This is a genomic window from Actinokineospora diospyrosa (genome assembly GCF_024171925.1).
Classification (GTDB): Bacteria; Actinomycetota; Actinomycetes; order Mycobacteriales; family Pseudonocardiaceae; genus Actinokineospora; species Actinokineospora diospyrosa.
Genome location: NZ_JAMTCO010000012.1, coordinates 33958 through 50173 on the forward strand (window position 1 = coordinate 33958; position 16216 = coordinate 50173).

At 73.1% G+C, this 16216-nt stretch carries 15 protein-coding genes; 9 read left to right on the forward strand and 6 right to left on the reverse strand.

Annotated features, from left to right (window positions below; all coding sequences use genetic code 11):
* Positions 1 to 57: 57 nt before the first annotated feature.
* Positions 58 to 516, forward strand: coding sequence for a metallopeptidase family protein (locus LV75_RS23830; RefSeq protein WP_204448825.1), 459 nt, complete (start codon positions 58 to 60; stop codon positions 514 to 516).
* Here LV75_RS23830 and LV75_RS23835 read toward each other — a convergent pair.
* Together LV75_RS23835 and LV75_RS23840 are read right to left on the reverse strand one after the other, a co-directional pair.
* On the reverse strand, positions 474 to 3884 hold the full coding sequence (locus tag LV75_RS23835) for a glycosyltransferase (protein WP_308211031.1): 3411 nt from the start codon (positions 3882 to 3884) through the stop codon (positions 474 to 476). The two genes, LV75_RS23830 and LV75_RS23835, sit on opposite strands and share 43 nt — an antisense overlap.
* Positions 3885 to 4128: 244 nt before the next feature.
* The gene (locus LV75_RS23840; protein ID WP_239573246.1) at positions 4129 to 4443 is read right to left on the reverse strand and encodes a WhiB family transcriptional regulator; all 315 of its coding nucleotides are present in this window, start codon (positions 4441 to 4443) and stop codon (positions 4129 to 4131) included.
* Between the two features lie 230 nt (positions 4444 to 4673).
* Here LV75_RS23840 and LV75_RS23845 point away from each other — a divergent pair, with 230 nt between their 5' ends.
* The 5 genes from LV75_RS23845 to LV75_RS23865 all read left to right on the forward strand — a co-directional run bounded on the left by LV75_RS23845 (position 4674) and on the right by LV75_RS23865 (position 9023).
* Positions 4674 to 5423, forward strand: coding sequence for a site-2 protease family protein (locus LV75_RS23845; RefSeq protein ID WP_253889218.1), 750 nt, complete (start codon positions 4674 to 4676; stop codon positions 5421 to 5423).
* Between the two features lie 98 nt (positions 5424 to 5521).
* Entirely contained in the window at positions 5522 to 6535 is a 1014-nt protein-coding gene (gene cofD / locus LV75_RS23850; RefSeq protein ID WP_253889219.1) for a 2-phospho-L-lactate transferase, read from the forward strand.
* Positions 6528 to 7859: a coenzyme F420-0:L-glutamate ligase gene (locus LV75_RS23855; RefSeq protein WP_253889220.1), complete on the forward strand. Its 1332-nt coding sequence runs from the start codon at positions 6528 to 6530 to the stop codon at positions 7857 to 7859. Before cofD ends, LV75_RS23855 begins: the two co-directional genes overlap by 8 nt.
* Positions 7856 to 8383 carry an NUDIX hydrolase gene (locus tag LV75_RS23860; protein ID WP_253889221.1) on the forward strand — a complete coding sequence of 176 codons (528 nt, stop codon included), beginning with the start codon at positions 7856 to 7858 and terminating at the stop codon, positions 8381 to 8383. The genes LV75_RS23855 and LV75_RS23860 overlap by 4 nt, the downstream gene beginning before the upstream one ends.
* Before the next feature lie 127 nt (positions 8384 to 8510).
* Positions 8511 to 9023 carry a tetratricopeptide repeat protein gene (locus LV75_RS23865; RefSeq protein WP_253889222.1) on the forward strand — a complete coding sequence of 171 codons (513 nt, stop codon included), beginning with the start codon at positions 8511 to 8513 and terminating at the stop codon, positions 9021 to 9023.
* On the opposite strand, the gene LV75_RS23870 is transcribed toward LV75_RS23865, so the two are convergent.
* Positions 9008 to 9910 carry a DNA-3-methyladenine glycosylase family protein gene (locus LV75_RS23870; protein ID WP_253889223.1) on the reverse strand — a complete coding sequence of 301 codons (903 nt, stop codon included), beginning with the start codon at positions 9908 to 9910 and terminating at the stop codon, positions 9008 to 9010. The two genes, LV75_RS23865 and LV75_RS23870, sit on opposite strands and share 16 nt — an antisense overlap.
* Before the next feature lie 76 nt (positions 9911 to 9986).
* Between LV75_RS23870 and LV75_RS23875 the strand changes: the two genes are divergently transcribed.
* On the forward strand, positions 9987 to 11096 hold the full coding sequence (locus LV75_RS23875) for a mannose-1-phosphate guanylyltransferase (RefSeq protein ID WP_253889224.1): 1110 nt from the start codon (positions 9987 to 9989) through the stop codon (positions 11094 to 11096).
* Between the two features lie 142 nt (positions 11097 to 11238).
* Complete coding sequence (locus LV75_RS23880) at positions 11239 to 11646, forward strand: hypothetical protein (RefSeq protein ID WP_253889225.1); 408 nt, start codon at positions 11239 to 11241, stop codon at positions 11644 to 11646.
* 60 nt (positions 11647 to 11706) lie between these two features.
* Here LV75_RS23880 and LV75_RS23885 read toward each other — a convergent pair whose 3' ends face one another.
* Positions 11707 to 12570 (reverse strand): glycosyltransferase family 2 protein, encoded by an 864-nt coding sequence (locus LV75_RS23885; protein WP_253889226.1) that lies wholly within the window; start codon positions 12568 to 12570, stop codon positions 11707 to 11709.
* 539 nt (positions 12571 to 13109) lie between these two features.
* Here LV75_RS23885 and LV75_RS23890 point away from each other — a divergent pair.
* On the forward strand, positions 13110 to 14192 hold the full coding sequence (locus LV75_RS23890) for a glycosyltransferase family 4 protein (RefSeq protein WP_253889227.1): 1083 nt from the start codon (positions 13110 to 13112) through the stop codon (positions 14190 to 14192).
* Positions 14193 to 14232: 40 nt separating this feature from the next.
* Here LV75_RS23890 and rfbD read toward each other — a convergent pair whose 3' ends face one another.
* Complete coding sequence (gene rfbD / locus LV75_RS23895) at positions 14233 to 15126, reverse strand: dTDP-4-dehydrorhamnose reductase (protein WP_253889228.1); 894 nt, start codon at positions 15124 to 15126, stop codon at positions 14233 to 14235.
* Between the two features lie 6 nt (positions 15127 to 15132).
* On the reverse strand, positions 15133 to 16125 hold the full coding sequence (rfbB, locus tag LV75_RS23900) for a dTDP-glucose 4,6-dehydratase (protein ID WP_253889229.1): 993 nt from the start codon (positions 16123 to 16125) through the stop codon (positions 15133 to 15135).
* Positions 16126 to 16216: the final 91 nt, after the last annotated feature.

The following is a 16216-nucleotide window of genomic DNA, read 5'->3' on the forward strand; positions in this document are numbered from 1 at the left end:
GACACGCCCCCGACACGCCCAACCGGCCCAGCACGGGACCCGCGTACCCTGCTCAGGGTGGTGACGGCTCGCAGTTCCCGGCGGCGCGGACGACGCAATCGCGATAGGCACGGCCGCGGGTTGCGCGGGCCGCTGTACCCCTCGACGCTACCCGCGGCGAGTACCCGCGCGGAGAAGTTCGACGCATTGGTGCTCGACGCGCTCGAGCCCATCGAGGCGCGCTGGCGCACCGAGCTGACCAAGCTCGACGTGGCGGTCGACGATGTGCCCGAGGTCACCCCGGACACCCCGGACGGGGTGCTCGCCGACAGCGGGGTCCCGCTGGCCCGGCTGGTGCGGGCCGGGGTCGACCGGCGCGGCCAGCCGACCAGGGCGCGGATCGTGCTGTACCGGCGGCCGCTGGAGGCGCGCGCCAAGGACAGCGCGGACCTCGCCGACCTGGTGCACGACGTGCTGGTGGAGCAGGTCGCCGCCTACCTCGGCCTGGACCCGGGGGTGATCGACGGCGAGTCCTGACCCTTCCGGGACGGGATCGCCGTCAGCAGGGCGAACAGCACGACGGCGGCTTGGATGAGCAGCAGCAGCCCGCGCAGCGTTGTGGGCTGCTCTATGCGTACTTCGGCCGCCCGCGTCGGCACGGTCACCGCGACCGAGCTCCCCCATGCCCGCACGACCGCGACAGGCCTACCGTCGACAGTGGCCTGCCACCCGGGTTCCTCCTCCGCGGTGATGACCAGCAATCGACCCTCAGCCCCATCAGAGACCCTTACCGCTACCTGAGGCGGGGCAGCGGCAACAGGCACCGCGCCATCGCTGGTCGGTGTCCCGCCTGTCAGCGCGAGATGTGCCTCATCGGGTGAGAGCAGGTAGGCCGAACCGGAGCGCGGTAGCAACCGGAACACGGCGGAACCGGTCGAAGTCGGTGGGGCATCGGCGATCAGGGTTCCCGCGCGGTCGCGGAAAGCGTCGGCCTCGGCCCTGGGGATCACGACGAACAGGACTCCCGAGGCCGCCGCTCGCAGGACCGCGGTTCGGACCCGGTCGGCGTCGCCGGAGCGCAGTTCCCGGTCGAGTCCCGCGAGTCGTGGTCCGGCGGACGGGGTCGGCGCGAGGTCGTCGTCGCCGAACAGGGGCGAGCGGCCCGTGGTCTGGCGGGGTGCGCGGTCGGACAGGACGAGCACGGACCGGTTGGTGTTGGCGAGTTCGGCGGTCAGCGTGGTCGCCAGCCGCTCGCCACCGGTGTCGTCGAGCGGACCCTGCCGCCCGGGGATGATCACACCAATGGCCAGCACACCGAGGGCGGCCGCTCCCGCGAACACCGCGGGCCACCGCACTGGTGCCCGGCTGGTCCGTAGCGCCCCTAAGAGCGCCCAAACGAAACCCCAGCCGACGATCAGCAGTGGGACACCGGTCCACCCCGGCACGGCTGGACCACCGCCCAACGGTGTCGCAGGCACCAACCGCACCAACACGACGGTCGCCGCGCCAAGCAACGCGAACGCCAACCCCGGCAAGACGGCCCGCCTAGCGCCGACAGCGATACCGACGATGACAGCCGCAAGAACCGCGAACCCGACGAACGACCATGCCCCCGGCCCACCCGCGTTGAGGCTCGCTAGGTCTATCAGCGAGGCGGTAGGCGTATCGACCAGTGAACCCAAGCCGTGCAAGACGACCCCGGGGTGCTGGATAACCACAGCAGGCCACGGCAGCAGCAACGCCAACGGCATGAGCACCAGCAAGAAGAGAGCCGCCCCACGCCGGGTACCGCCACCGGGGACGAGGACGAACCCGCCGAGGGCCATGGCGACCAGCGTCAGGTGGGTCAAGGGAGAGAAGGCACCGATGGCCGCCAACCCGAGTGCCGTTCCCGCTGCCGTCGACAGCCAGGAACCCTCACCGACCCGGTTGCGCCCGATCAGCGCGGCGACCCCGGAGGCCACCAACGGCAGCAAGATGTGCACCACGACCGCGTCGAGCCTGCCTTGCGCCACAGCAGCGGTCGCGGGCGGCAGTAGGGCGTACCCGAGCGCGAGCAGTGCCCGCACCCACCTACGCACCGGCGCCCGCCTGGTCGCCATATACGCACTTAGGCCTGCCAGCGGCAAATCAGCGAGGAACAGCAGCGCGACGACGACCTGCGGACCGCCTACGGGTGCGAAGACCGCTCCAAGCGCGCCGAGCACGGCCAACGCCGTCGGCGCGGGAGCAGCAGTCCCGCCCGCGACCCCGTGCCATGTCGCCAGGTACTCAGACCACACCTGGTCGAGCGACCCGACCGGCGATAACCGCCCACCCGCCAGGTCCACGCCAAGCCTGCCCGCGTTCACCGCGAACGCGAGAGCGACCAGTCCGAGGAGCAGCAGCAGCGGCGGCGCCAACGCGATCTGCCGCAACACCCGGCCGCGGTCGACGCGCACCAACACCGTCTCCGGCGCGGGCACCGGCGTCGTCCCGTCCCGGCGAACCGGCGACGGTCGCGGCCCCGGGCTGGGCCGCAGCCCGGTCGGCCGCTCGCCGCCCTCGAGCACCAGCGGCACCGCGATCGCCTTCTCCGGTCGGCGCAGCCCGGCCCGCCGCGGGCGACCGCCCACACCCGCGGGCAGGACGTCCGGGCTCACCGGCGGCCGGGGCACCGCTGCGGGCGGCAGCCACACCGCCGCCGGGTCGTAGTCGCTCGGCAGCCGCCCCAACGCCGCGTCAGCCGCGACCCGCCTGCGGACCATGGTCGACACCGCGCCGCGCACGGCGTTGCGCAGCCTGGTGGAACGGCTGGTGAACAAGCCCCGCACGCTGCCGGACCGCTGGCCCCGCGCGGCCCGCTCCGCCCGCGCGGCGCGCAAACCGGCGCCGCCGCCGAGCAGGTACGCCACCGCCCGCAGCTCCGCGCGCGACTCGGCCACCCTGCGTTGCATTGCGAAACCCAAGGCCCGCACCAGACACAGCGCGCCGAGCCGGGGCACCCCCACCAGGAACGACGCCGTGGAGCAGTTCACCAGGAACGTCCGCAGACCGTGCCCCCGCGCCAGCGCCCGCGGTGTGGACCCGAGCCGGGCGGACCCGGTGTCGACCCGTCGGCGGCGGGTGGACGCCGCACGGGCGTGCCGGATCCGCGCCGGGGGGACACACAGGACCACGTGACCGGCCTGGTTCGCCCGCCAGCCCAGGTCGACGTCCTCGCCGTAGAGCCCCAGCGCCCGGTCGAACCCGCCCAGCGCGTCCCACACCGAGCGGCGCACCAGCATGCCCGCCGAGGACACCGCCAGCACCTCTGTCGTCTGCTCGAACGCCCTCTGCTCAAACGCCGTCTGCTCAAAGCTGGTCTGCTCGAAGCCGGTCTGCTCGGAAGTGGCCCGCTCGACCGAGCGGTCGGTGCCGCGCCCCAGCCGCAGCCAGTCCAGTTCGGACGGACCGACCCCGGTCTGCCGGTGCCCGGACGCGTCGGTGGACAGTCCGGCCTCGACCACCAGCCGGGGGTCCTGCCAGTCCACGACCAGCGGCCCGAGCACCCCGGCCGACGGCGAGACCTCGGCGGCGAGCAGCAGCGTGGCCAGGCAGTCCGGGTCGGGCGCGCAATCGTCGTGCAGCAACCAGATCCAGCCGCCCGGGTCGCCCCAGCGCTCGACGGCGTGCGCCACGGCGGCGTGCACCGCGTCGGCGAACCCGGTGGCGCGGTCCAGCGCGAGCACACCGTCGACGACCTGGTCCGGTCCGCTCAGCGCGGCCTCGAGCAGCGCGGCGGTGCCGTCGGTTGACCCGGTGTCCACGGCGATCACGTGCCGCGGCCGGGGGCTGGAGTGGCGCAGCGCCGACAGCGCGGGCCGCAGCCACTCGGCACCGTCGTGGCAGACCAGGACAGCGAGCACCGGCGCCGTGCGCAGCACGGGACCACCGCGCGCCAGTGCCGACCGGGACCGGGGGGGCACGGACCGGCACACCTCCCTCGTTCGCGGGCCATTGGCCGCCCACCGTACGACGAGACGCGCTGGACCGTGTGAAGCGCGGGCGGTTCAGCCCGCGTTATCGACGATTCCCGCGATCACCTTGAGCCCGGACTCCCCAGTCAGGCCCTCGGTTCGAGCGCACCACCAGCACGACCGGGCCGACGCAGGTCGACCCGGGCCGCGGCTAGACCGCGCGCTTCTTCAACTTCCGCCGCTCCCGTTCGGACAGACCGCCCCAGATGCCGAACCGCTCGTCGTGCGCCAAGGCGTACTCCAAGCACTCCGAGCGGACCTCGCAACCGAGGCAGATCCGCTTGGCCTCCCTGGTCGAGCCGCCCTTCTCCGGGAAGAACGCCTCGGGGTCGGTCTGCGCGCACAGGGCGCGCTCCTGCCACTCCTGCTCCTCGGTCTCGTCGAAGAACCCGGAGAACACCCCGAGGTCCTCTGTCGACCGCTCGCCCCACTCCACGACGCGGCCCCCGTCACCCAATCCCTGCATGATCGCCCGCCTCCTCGCCTTCCGCACTCCCCGGCTGGCGGATGCCATAGGCCGTCCCCGTGGCGAATGACATCGATGTGATTACACCCGTGTCTCCGCGGCGGGTCAAGCGCGGCCCCCGAGCGGGTGATGGGATATGCGCTCCCCGTACCCGATCGTGTACCTGCCGAAACCGCGGCGATCGGCGGTCCGGTCGCCCGCCAACCGACCGACATTGCCACACTGGGGTGGTGCAGCGATCAGCGGTCCGCCCGTCACCGGTCTTCCTCGCGCTCCTCGTGCTCACCGCGGGGGGCGCGCTGCTGACCCTCCTCGAGGGCGAGACAGCGCTGCGAGCTGGGGTGTTCGTGCTCGTGCTCGGCGGGTGGGCGGTGTCACTGTGCCTGCACGAGTTCGGCCACGCGATCGTCGCCTTCCGCGGCGGCGACCGCGAGGTCTACTTCAAGGGCTACCTCACACTCGACCCGCGCCGCTACACCGACCCGGTGCTGAGCCTGCTGCTGCCGCTGCTGTTCCTGGCGATCGGCGGCATCCCGCTGCCCGGCGGGGCGGTGTGGATCAACCACAACGCGCTGCGGTCCCGAGCGGTGGACTCAGCCGTGTCCCTGGCCGGACCGTTCGCCAACGTGGTGATCGCGATCCTGCTGGCGATCTCGGTGAACGTGTTCGAGCCAGCCCCCGGGATCGCCTGGGGCCTGTCGTTCCTGGCGCTGCTGCAGCTGGCCGCGTTCGTGCTCAACATCCTGCCGGTGCCCGGCCTGGACGGGTGGGGCGCGATCGAGCCGTACCTGTCCTACGAGGCGCGCCGGTTCGGCGCCAAGGCCAGGCAGTGGGCGCCGTTGATCCTGTTCGCCGTGCTGATCGGCGTGCCGGGGGCGAGCACGGTGTTCTGGGACGTGGTGCAGGCGTTCTACGGCGCGATCGGCGGGAACGAGCTCTACGCGATGTACGGCGAGTACGCGTTCTTCTTCTGGCGCTAAACGAACGCTAAAGCCCGCGCGGGCAGACTAAACGTGAAAACCATCTCTCGGCGGTGGGGTAGACCTGCCGCCGACCAGACTTGCGAGGATCGCCGACCGTGAAGGTAGTGGTAGTCGTCGGCGGGGTCGGGGGAGCCCGGTTCCTGCTCGGCGTCAAGAAGCTCTTGGGGTTGCCGCCGGTCGGCGAGCCCGACTCGCCCAGTGAGCACGAGATCACCGCGATCGTGAACACCGCGGACGACATCTGGCTGCACGGTCTGCGGATCTGCCCGGACCTCGACTCGTGCATGTACACCCTCGGTGGGGGTAGCGACACCGAGCGCGGTTGGGGTCGCACCGGGGAGAGCTGGGCGGTGAAGGCGGAACTGGCCGCCTACGGCGCCGAGCCGGAGTGGTTCGGCCTCGGCGACAAGGACATCGCCACCCACCTCGTGCGCACCAGGATGATGCGCGCGGGCTACGAGCTCTCGGACGTCACCGCGGCGCTGTGCGACCGGTGGAAGCCCGGGGTCCGGTTACTCCCGATGACCGACGACCGTGTCGAAACACACGTGGTCATCGACGAACCGGGCACCGGCGAGCGCAAGGCGGTGCACTTCCAGGAGTGGTGGGTCCGCTACCGCGCGGAGCCGAGGGCGCGCTCGATCGTGCCGGTCGGCGCGGACGAGTCGACGCCGGGGCCCGGTGTGGTCGAGGCGATCTCCGCGGCCGACGTCGTGCTGCTGGCGCCGTCGAACCCGGTGGTGAGCGTCGGCACGGTGCTCGCCGTGCCCGGCGTGCGCACGGCGCTGCGCAAGACCGAGGCGCCGGTGGTGGGGGTGTCGCCGATCATCGGCGGCAAGCCGGTGCGCGGCATGGCGGACGCCTGCCTGGAGGCGATCGGGCTGGAGAGCTCGGCGGAGGCCGTCGGTCGGCACTACGGGTCGCGGGCGTGCTCGGAGAACGGCGTGCTCGACGGCTGGCTGGTCGCCGCGGGTGACAAGGCCGACGTCCCCGGGGTCGCCGTGCGGGCGGTTCCGCTGCTGATGTCCGATGTGGACGCCACGGCGGCGATGGTGCGGGCCGCGGTGGAGCTGGGCGGGGTCGAGCTGAACGGGGTCGGGGTTGGCTGAGCACGGCGCCAGGGGGTCGGTCGAGGTCCTGCCGGTGCGCGGGCTGCCCGAGTTCCGCCCCGGCGACGACCTCACCGGGGCACTGGTCGCCGCGGCGCCCTGGCTGCGCTCCGGCGACGTCGTGGTGGTCACCAGCAAGGTCGTGTCCAAAGTGGAGGGGCGGCTGTACCGGGTGCCCAGCGACCCGCTCGAGCGCGACGCTGCGCGGCGGCGGGCGGTGCTGGAGGAGGCCGAGCGGGTCATCGCGGCCAGGGGCCAGACGCTGATCACGGTGAACAAGCGGATCGGCGTTGTGCAGGCGGCCTCCGGGGTGGACGCGTCCAACGTCGCCCGCGACGAGATCGCGCTGCTGCCCGCCGACCCGGACGCCTCGGCGCTGGCCCTGCGCAACGGGCTGCGCGAGCGGCTCGGCGTGGAGGTGGCGGTCGTGGTGACCGACACCATGGGCCGGGCGTGGCGGGTCGGGCAGACCGACGCGGCGATCGGGGTGTCCGGGCTGCGCGCGCTGCACTCGTACGCGGGCGCGGTCGACTCGCAGGGCAACGAGCTGGCGGTGACCCTGGTCGCGGTCGCCGACGAGGTGGCCTCGGCGGCGGACCTGGTGAAGGGCAAGCTCGGCGGGGTGCCGGTCGCGGTCGTGCGCGGCCTGGAGATCGGCGACGACGGGTCCAGCGCGCGCGACCTGGTCCGCCCGGTCGAGGAGGACCTGTTCCGGCTGGGCACGGCCGAGGCGATCACCCGGGGGCGGCGGGAGGCGGTGCTGCTGCGGCGGTCGCTGCGCTCGTTCGCCGACGAGCCGGTCGACGTCGGCGGTATCCGGCGCGCGGTGGCCGCGGCGCTGACCGCGCCCGCCCCGCACCACACCCGCCCGGTGCGGTTCGTGCGGCTGACCGAGCGGCGGGCGGACCTGCTCGCCGCGATGCGGGCGGCGTGGGAGTCGGACCTGCGCGGTGACGGCCTGGCCGACGCCGCGATCGCCCGCCGGGTCGCGCGCGGGGACCTGCTGGTGCGCGCGCCGGAGATCGTGCTGCCGTTCCTGGTCCGCGACGGCGCGCACGAGTACGCCGACGCCGGGCGCGCGGACGCCGAGCGGACCATGTTCACCGTCGCCGGTGGCGCCGCGGTGCAGGGGCTGCTGGTCGCCCTCGCCGCGGAGGGCCTGGGGTCGTGCTGGGTATCCTCGACGATCTTCTGCCCGGACGTGGTGCGCTCGGTGCTGGGGCTGCCCGCGACCTGGGAACCCCTCGGCGCGGTCGCGGTCGGGCGGCCCCCGCAGGAGCTGACCCCGCGCGAGCCGCGGGACGAGGAGTTGCTGGAACTGTGAGCCCGCACCCCGACGCGGTCGCGACGATGTCCGCTTGGCGCCCAGGTGACCCCGCCCAGGAGTCGCTGCGGCAGGCGTACCTGGGGTTCCTGCTCGCCCGGCCGGACGCGTGCCTGCGCTCGTGCGAGCCGGGGCACATCACCGCGTCGGCCCTGGTGTTCGACGCCCGGGGTGAGCAGGTGCTGCTGACGCTGCACCCGAGGGTGGGCCGGTGGCTGCAGCTGGGCGGGCACTGCGAGCCGTCGGACCGGACGCTGGCCGGGGCGGCGCTGCGGGAGGCGACGGAGGAGTCCGGGATCGCCGGGCTGCGCATCGATCCGGTGCCGCTGCACGTGGACGTGCACCCGATCACCTGCTCGCTGGGGGTGCCGACCCGGCACTTCGACGTGCGGTTCGCGGTGCGGGCGCCAGCCGGGGCGATCCCGGTGCGCAGCGCCGAGTCGCTCGACCTGCGCTGGTGGCCGGTGGACGCATTACCCGATGGCGGCCGGGAAATCGACCCGATCCTCGCCGTTCTGCGTTGAGTTCACCTTATGAGGTGACAATGCGGTGGGGCCTTCCCCGGACCGGGTGAAGAATTGTTTTTATTTTGCCGACGGAATTGCGTGTCCGAACTGTCGCGGGCTTTTCCCGGTTGCTAGCTTTTACCCCATGACCGATGAATTCGCCTGGCTGCTGCGCTACGACGACCGCGGCGACGTCCTGCTGGAGGCGGCGCACGCCAAGCGCGGGGCTGGCGAGCCGAACGCGGCGATCGGTTACCTGGACGAGGCCATCGCGCTCGGCGGGGAGGACCGCGGTTTCGCCAGGGTCGCCCTGGCGGACCTGCTGTTCGAGCTGGGCCGCTACGACGACGCGGTCACCCAGCTGGAGACGCTGCGCACCGAACTGCCGGTTTTCCCGGCGCCGTGCGAACTCGCCGCCGAACTGCACACCACGCGCGGGGACAAGCAGGAGGCGCTGCACTGGTATTCGCTGGCCATCGCGAACCTGCCGCCGCACGAGATCGCGGAATTGGACCAGTCCACCGGGCCGTCCTGTTACGCCAACAGCCTGCTGACCGCCCGCAGGCGCGTCCGCCGCGCGCTCGGTTTCGCGCACGACGACTGGGACAACTGCGTGATCCCGGTGGAGATCGCGATCCCCGGTCACATCCGGCGGTAGTCCTTCGCCGAAAGCCGCGGGCCGAAGCGGGGTTTGGCGAACCCGCTCGCCTCGATGTAGCGCACCACCCGCTGCCGGTGCGGCGCGTAGGGCGCGAGCAGTTCGAGCATCCCCCGGTCGTCGGTCTTGCGGCCGGTGAGCGCGTACCCGACGATCGCCGGGATGTGGAAGTCGCCGACGCTCACCGCGTCCGGGTCGCCCCAGGCCCGCTGGGCGACCTCGGCGGCGGTCCACACGCCGATCCCCGGCACCTTGCGCAGCAGCAACCGGCCCGCCACCCCGCGCAGCACCGCCGCGTTCTCCAACCGCCCGGCCACCTGGGCCGCGGCGATGATCGCCCGCCGCCGCGCCGAGTCGACACCAGCCCGGTGCCACTCCCAGTCCGGGATCCCGAGGACGGCGGTCGGGGTCGGCGGGACGAACATCCCGGCGGGCACCGGCCCCGGCGCGGGTTCGCCGAAGCGCCTGGCCAACTCGCGCCAGGACTGCCTGGCCTCCCGGCCGGTCACCTTCTGCTCCAGCACCGCGGCCAGCAGCACGTCCCACACCCGACCGGTCGCGCCCAGCCGGATCCCGGGGAGGCCGCGCCTGGCCTGGGCGACCAGCGGGTGCAGCGGCTCGAACCCGGTGTCGTCGTCTTCTGCGCCCAGCAACGCGGGCACCCCGTCGAGCAGCGCGTCGGCGCCGGGCCCCCAGGCGCTGGCGCGGACCTCGCCGGTCCGCCCGGTGAGCTGCAGCGTGCCGGGGCCCGCGGCGGTGTTCGCGGCCAGCCACACCCCGGCGGCGTCCTGGCGGAACACCGGGTCGTCGGAGCCGCGCCGCAACGGCCGCAGGACCTGGGCGAGGTCGAGCGGGTAGTCGGGGCACCAAGCGCGGGTGGACGTCATCACGGCGACCGTACCGGCCGGTTGGTTACAGTTGACGCCACGTGCTCCAGCCCCCCAGCACCGAGGACTCGCGCCAGTGACGCTGTCAGAACTCTTCGTAGTCGTTCCCGCGGGCGGCAGCGGGACCCGCCTGTGGCCGCTGTCGCGCGCGGGCAACCCCAAGTTCCTGCACGCGCTCACCGGCACGGACCGCTCGCTGCTGCAGGCGACCTTCGACCGGCTGACCCCGCTCGCCCCGCCGGAGCGGCTGCTGGTGGTCACCGGGACCGCGCACGCGGCCGGGGTGGCCAGGCAGCTGCCGGACCTGCCCGACCGCAACATCCTGGTCGAGCCGTTCGCCAGGGACTCGTGCGCGGCGATCGCGCTGGCCGCCGCGGTGATCGAGCGGCGCAGCCCGGGCGCGGTGATGGCCTCGTTCGCCGCGGACCACCTGATCACCGACACCGACGAGTTCGCGCGGACGGTCGACCGCGCGGTGGCCGGTGCGCGCGAGGGCTACCTGATGACGATCGGCATCACGCCGACCCGTCCGGAGACCGGCTACGGCTACCTGCAGCTGAGCGCCCCCGCCGAGCGCGGGGTGATCCAGCCGGTGCTGGAGTTCAAGGAGAAGCCGTCGCTGGAGGTGGCGTCGCGGTACGTGGAGTCGGGCGCGTACCTGTGGAACGCCAGCATGTTCGTCTGGCGGACGGACCTGTTCCTGGCCGAGCTGGCCGCGCGCAGGCCGGACGTGGCTGGCCCGATCGCCTCGATCGCGGCGGCGTGGGACACCGACGAGCAGGAGGACGTGCTCGCCGACCTGTGGCCGACGGTGCCGAAGGTGGCCGTGGAGTACGCGGTGATGGAGCCCGCCGCCGAGGAGGGCAAGGTCGCGACCGTGCCGGGCGACTTCGGCTGGAGCGACATCGGCGACTTCGAGACCGTGGTCCGGCTGCTCGGCACCGACGTCGGCGAGGGCGGCCGGTCGTTCTCCTCGGGCACCGGGCACAGCAGGGCCGTGGTGGTCGACGGGTCGGACGTGATCGTGGTGCCCAACGGCGGGCGGCTGGTGGCGACGCTGGGCGTGCGGGACCTGATCGTGGTCGACACCGAGGACGCGGTGCTGGTCTGCGACCGGGACCGGGCGCAGGACATCAAGCGGCTGACCGAGATCCTGCGCGAGCGCGGCGGCGCCGACTACCTGTGAATCCGGCTCGGATTCCACGGTGATCGGCCTGGCCCGATGACGCGGCGTGCCGAGCGGGATACTCTGACGGGGCAAGGTCGTGCTTCGCCGTATGACAAGCAGTCCTGAACACCACTGGCAGCGACGCAGGAGAGGCCGCCACATGGACCCCCGTGACCGGGCCGATGCCATCTTGGCGCGAGCCCGCGCTCGCGGCGCCTACGTCGTCACCCCGGACAGCGCCATCTCCCCGATGGACGCCTCGGCGACGCTGCAGATCCCCCGCGCGGTCGTCGCCGCGATCGATGCCGCCGACCCGGACGTCACGATGGTGTTCCCAGCGGAGGCGTTCCCGGCGGAGGCGTTCCCAGCGGACTCGGACGCGTTCCGACCGACCGAGGAACTGCCCGCGATAGCGCAGGAGGCGGCCACCCAGTCCGTGGCCGCGCCGCCACGCCCGTACCCGCGGCAGCCCCACCCCCGCCAAGCCGAGGGCATGGTGCCGACGGTGCGGCCGCACCCGCACCCGCACCGCCCTTCCCTGTCCCAGCGCCTCGACGGCGACCACTGACTGTCCTCAGTGGACCATTGACCGCGGGTCCACAGTCCTGAATGGACGGTCCAGGGCCCGCTAGCGGGTCGCCAACCGTAGGCGCAACGCCAGACCGGCCTTGATCGCGACGCGCACCGGCGCCCAGGCGGGCCCGCGGTGGCGGTCGGCGATGTAGCGGTAGGCGCTGTCGTGGTGGGCGGCGAGCATCTTGTCCGACACCTTCGCCGTGGACACGCCCTGGATGTGCATGACGCTCGCCGAGGGGACGTAGACGTTCTGCCAGCCCGCCTCGCCGAGGCGCTCACCCAGGTCGACGTCCTCGAAGTACATGAAGTAGCGGGTGTCGAACCCGTCGACGGAGTCGAACGCCGTGCGGCGCAGCAGCAGGCAGGAGCCCGAGAGCCAGCCCGCGACGCGTTCGCGCACGTCGGTACCGGACTGCTTGTAGGCGCGGGTCCACGGGTTGGCGGGCCACACCTTGCCGAGCAGGCCGTGCCCGATGCCCTTGCCCAGCGAGGGGACCTCGCGCGCGGACGGGTAGACCGCGCCGTCGCGCTCGGTGATCAGCGGGCCGAACGCGCCGCCGCGCGGCCAGCGCTCGGCGGCGGCGAGCAGGTCGTCGAGCGAGCCGGGGGCCCACTCCAGGTCGGGGTTGGCCACCACGACCCAGCCGTACTCGGGGCCCAGGGCCGCGACGCCGCGGTTCGCGCCGCCGCCGTAGCCCAGGTTGCCCCCGGTGCGGACCAGGTCGACGTGCTCGTGGGCGGCCGAGGCGGCCTCGGGGGCGCCGTCGACCGAGCCGTTGTCGGCCAGCACGACCCGGACCTGCCGGGTGGTGGCCGCGGCCAGGGTCTGGATGAACCGCTCCAGGGTGTCCCCGGGCGAGTAGGTCACGGTCACCACGGCGATCCGGTCACCGTAGGCGGTGGGTTCAGCGGTCACGACCCGACATTGTGCCCGACCCCGCTGTGCTCGATCCCACTGTGCCCGGTCCAGCCGCGCCCGATCCCACCGCGCCCGACCCAGCCGCGCCCGACCCGACTGTGCCCGACTGCGCCCGACCCAGCCGTGCCCGACCCCCGCCGTGCTCGACCCACCGGGCCCGACCCCGCGCACCCACTACCCAGCGCGCTCGCCGCGGCCGACCAGGTCACCCACGAACAGGTGAACTTCCGACCGGCACACGCTCCACTCTGGACCTCGCGACCTCCGTTGTGCGCCAACCGGACGCCGCCGGTTGGGGCGATCGGGTGAGGCGGCAGCCGCGCCCGTGCGGATGCGGCGGGCGCGTTGCCCCGTTTCCTGCCGTTGAGCACCCATCACGCGCTGCGATGAGGCACGCTATGGCTGGCGGCACCGCGCACGCGAGGAGGCAGGATTGGCTCAGGGCACCCGACCGGTCCAGTGCCCCTTGTGCGCGCGGGCGCCCCTCGCGCGCGGACCCGGCGCCGCGACCGCACGGCAGTCAGGGGGACGCCCGCATGCCTAGGCCGATTCGGGTACTGATCGACGGGACCCCGCTGCTGGGCAACCGCACCGGCATCGGCCGCTACACCGCCGCGCTGGCCGAGGAACTCGCCTCGTCGTCCCATGTGGACATGCGGGCGGTCGCGTTCACGCTGCGCGGCTGGCGCGGGCTGCGCCGGGTGCTGCCGCACGGGGTCCGGGCCCGCGGCATCCCCTCACCGGCGGGCTTGTTGCGCGCGGCGTGGCTGCGGGGGAACTTCCCCCCGGTGGAGCTGTTCGCCGGTCTCACCGATGTCGTGCACGGGACCAACTTCGTCCTGCCCGCCGCGTTCCGCGCGGGCGGCGTGCTGACCGTCCACAACCTCAGCTTCTTGGACTACCCCGAGGAACTCTCGCGTTTCGACACCCAGCTGCCCGAACTGGTGCGGGTCTCGGCGCACCGCGCGGGCGTCGTGTGCGCACCGAGCAAGGCCGTGGCCGACCTGGTGGTGTCGCGGCTGGGGGTGGCGGAGGAGAAGGTGCGGGTGACGCCGCTGGGGGTGGACCCGGCGTGGTTCACCGCCCGCCCGCCGAACCCGGACCTGGCCAAGCGGTTGAACCTGCCCCGGGAATACCTGCTGTACGTGGGCTCACCGGGCCCGCGCAAGGCGCTCGACTGGCTCATCAAGGCCCACGCGAACACCCCGGCGCTGCCGCCGCTGGTCCTGGTCGGACCGGGCCACAGCGCGTCGGGTGGTCGGGTGCGCACCACCGGTTATCTGTCCGAAGCGGACTTGCGCAGCGTCATGGCGGGCGCGTCGGCGTTGACCCTGCCCTCGCGCGACGAGGGCTTCGGCCTGCCGGTGATCGAGGCGATGGCGTGCGACGTGCCGGTGGTGTGCACGGACGTGCCCGCCCTGCGCGAGATCTCCGGCGACCACGCGCACCTGGTGCCCTTCGGTGAGATCGACGCCATGGCGACAGCGCTGACGGAGGCGCTGGAGAACCGCCTGACGCCGGGCAAGATCAGCGAGCGCCGAGCGCACGCCGCCGGGTACACCTGGCGCCGCTGCGCGGAACTGACCGTCGCCGCCTACCGCGCCGCGGCGGACCGCTGAGCGTCGGCGGACGCCTGCCCGCGCAGCGGCGCAGTGGCTGTTAGCCGCGGAACTCGGCGGCGTGCCGGGAGAAGGCGTCGGCCAGGGCTTCCCGCCAAGGGCGCAACGGGGTCAGGCCCGCGTCGGCCCAGGTCCGGTTCGACAGCACGGAGTACGCGGGGCGCCGCGCCGGGGTGGGGTAGTCCTCGGTGCCGCAGGACTTCACCCGGTCCGGGTCGGCGCCCAACTCCTCGAAGACAGCCCGGGCGAACCCGGCCCAGGTGACCTCGCCCGCGCCGGTGGCGTGCAGCACCCGGGCCGCGGGTCCTTGGCCCTGCGCGATCCGGGTGGCCAGTTCGACCAGACCGGCGGCCAGGTCGAACGTCCACGTGGGACTGCCGAGCTGGTCGTCCACAACGGACAGGGTGTCGCGCGAACCCTCCAGCCGCGCCATGGTCTTCACGAAGTTCTTGCCCCAGGCCCCGTAGACCCACGACGTGCGCACGACCCACGCGTCCGCGCCGGAGCCGAGCACGGCGTCCTCACCGGCCAGCTTGGTCAACCCGTAGATCGACCTGGGCCCCGGCGCGGCGTCCACCTCGTACGGCGCGGTGGCGTCGCCGGGGAAGACGTAGTCGGTGGAGATGTGCACCAGCGGCACGCCGCGCGAGGAGCACACCGCGGCGAGCACCCGGGGGCCGTCGGCGTTGATCGCGAACGCGCGCGCCTGCTCGGTCTCGGCCTTGTCCACCGCGGTGTGCGCCGCGGCGTTGACCACGACGACGCGGCGGCCCGCGGCGTGCTCGACGGTGCCCGCGACCGCCTCGATGACCGAGCCCGCGCTGGTGATGTCGAGCTCGGCCGAGCCGGGGGCCACGACGTCGACGCCGTCGAGCGCGGCCAGTTCCCGGCCGAGCTGCCCGCTGCCGCCGGGGACGAGTAGGACGAGGGACACGGTCGGTCAGCTCCCGGGTAGCGCGGCGCGGTTCTTCAGCGGTTCCCACCACGCTCTGTTGTCCCGGTACCACGAGACGGTCTCGGCGAGACCGTCCTGGAAGGACACCCGGGGCGCGTAGCCCAGCTCGGTGGCGATCTTGGTGATGTCGACCGAGTAGCGCCGGTCGTGCGCCTTGCGGTCGATGACCGGCTGCACGAACGACTCGTCGGTGCCGGTCGCGGCCAGCAGCAGGCTGGTCAGCTCCCGGTTGGTCAGCTCGGTGCCGCCGCCGATGTTGTAGACCTCGCCAGCGCGGCCGCCGTCGACGACGAGCTGGATGCCGTGGCAGTGGTCGTCGACGTGCAGCCAGTCGCGCACGTTGAGGCCGTCGCCGTAGAGCGGGATCTTCTTGCCGTCCATCAGGTTCGTGGTGAACAGCGGGATGACCTTCTCCGGGAACTGGTACGGCCCGTAGTTGTTCGAGCACCGGGTGATGTTCACCGGCAGCCCGTGCGTGCGGAAGAACGACCGCGCCATCAGGTCCGAGGACGCCTTGGACGCCGCATACGGCGAATTGGGCTCCAGCGGGTGGGTCTCGGGCCAGGAGCCCTCGTCGATCGAGCCGTACACCTCGTCGGTCGAGACGTGCACGAACCGGCCGACGCCCGCCTCCACGGCCGCCTGCAGCAGCGTCTGGGTGCCGAGCACGTTGGTCAGCACGAAGTCGGCCGCGCCGAGGATCGAGCGGTCCACGTGGGACTCGGCGGCGAAGTGCACCACCAGGTCGACCCCGGCCATGCTCGCCCGGACCAGCTCGGCGTCGCAGATGTCGCCCTCGACGAAGCGCAGCCGCTCGCTGTCGGCGACCGGGTCGAGGTTGGCCCGGTTCCCGGCGTAGGTCAGCTTGTCGAGCACCACGACCTCGGCGTCGGCCAGCGACGGGTACGCCCCGGCCAGCGCTCGCCGCACGTAGTGCGACCCGATGAACCCGGCCCCGCCTGTCACCAGCACCCGCATGTGGTCCCACCGTCCTCACGCTCGCAGGTTTCCCCGCGAGGAGTCTTCCACGTCTGTCCCCTGTCGGAGTAAACGTCGACGCTCGCCGATC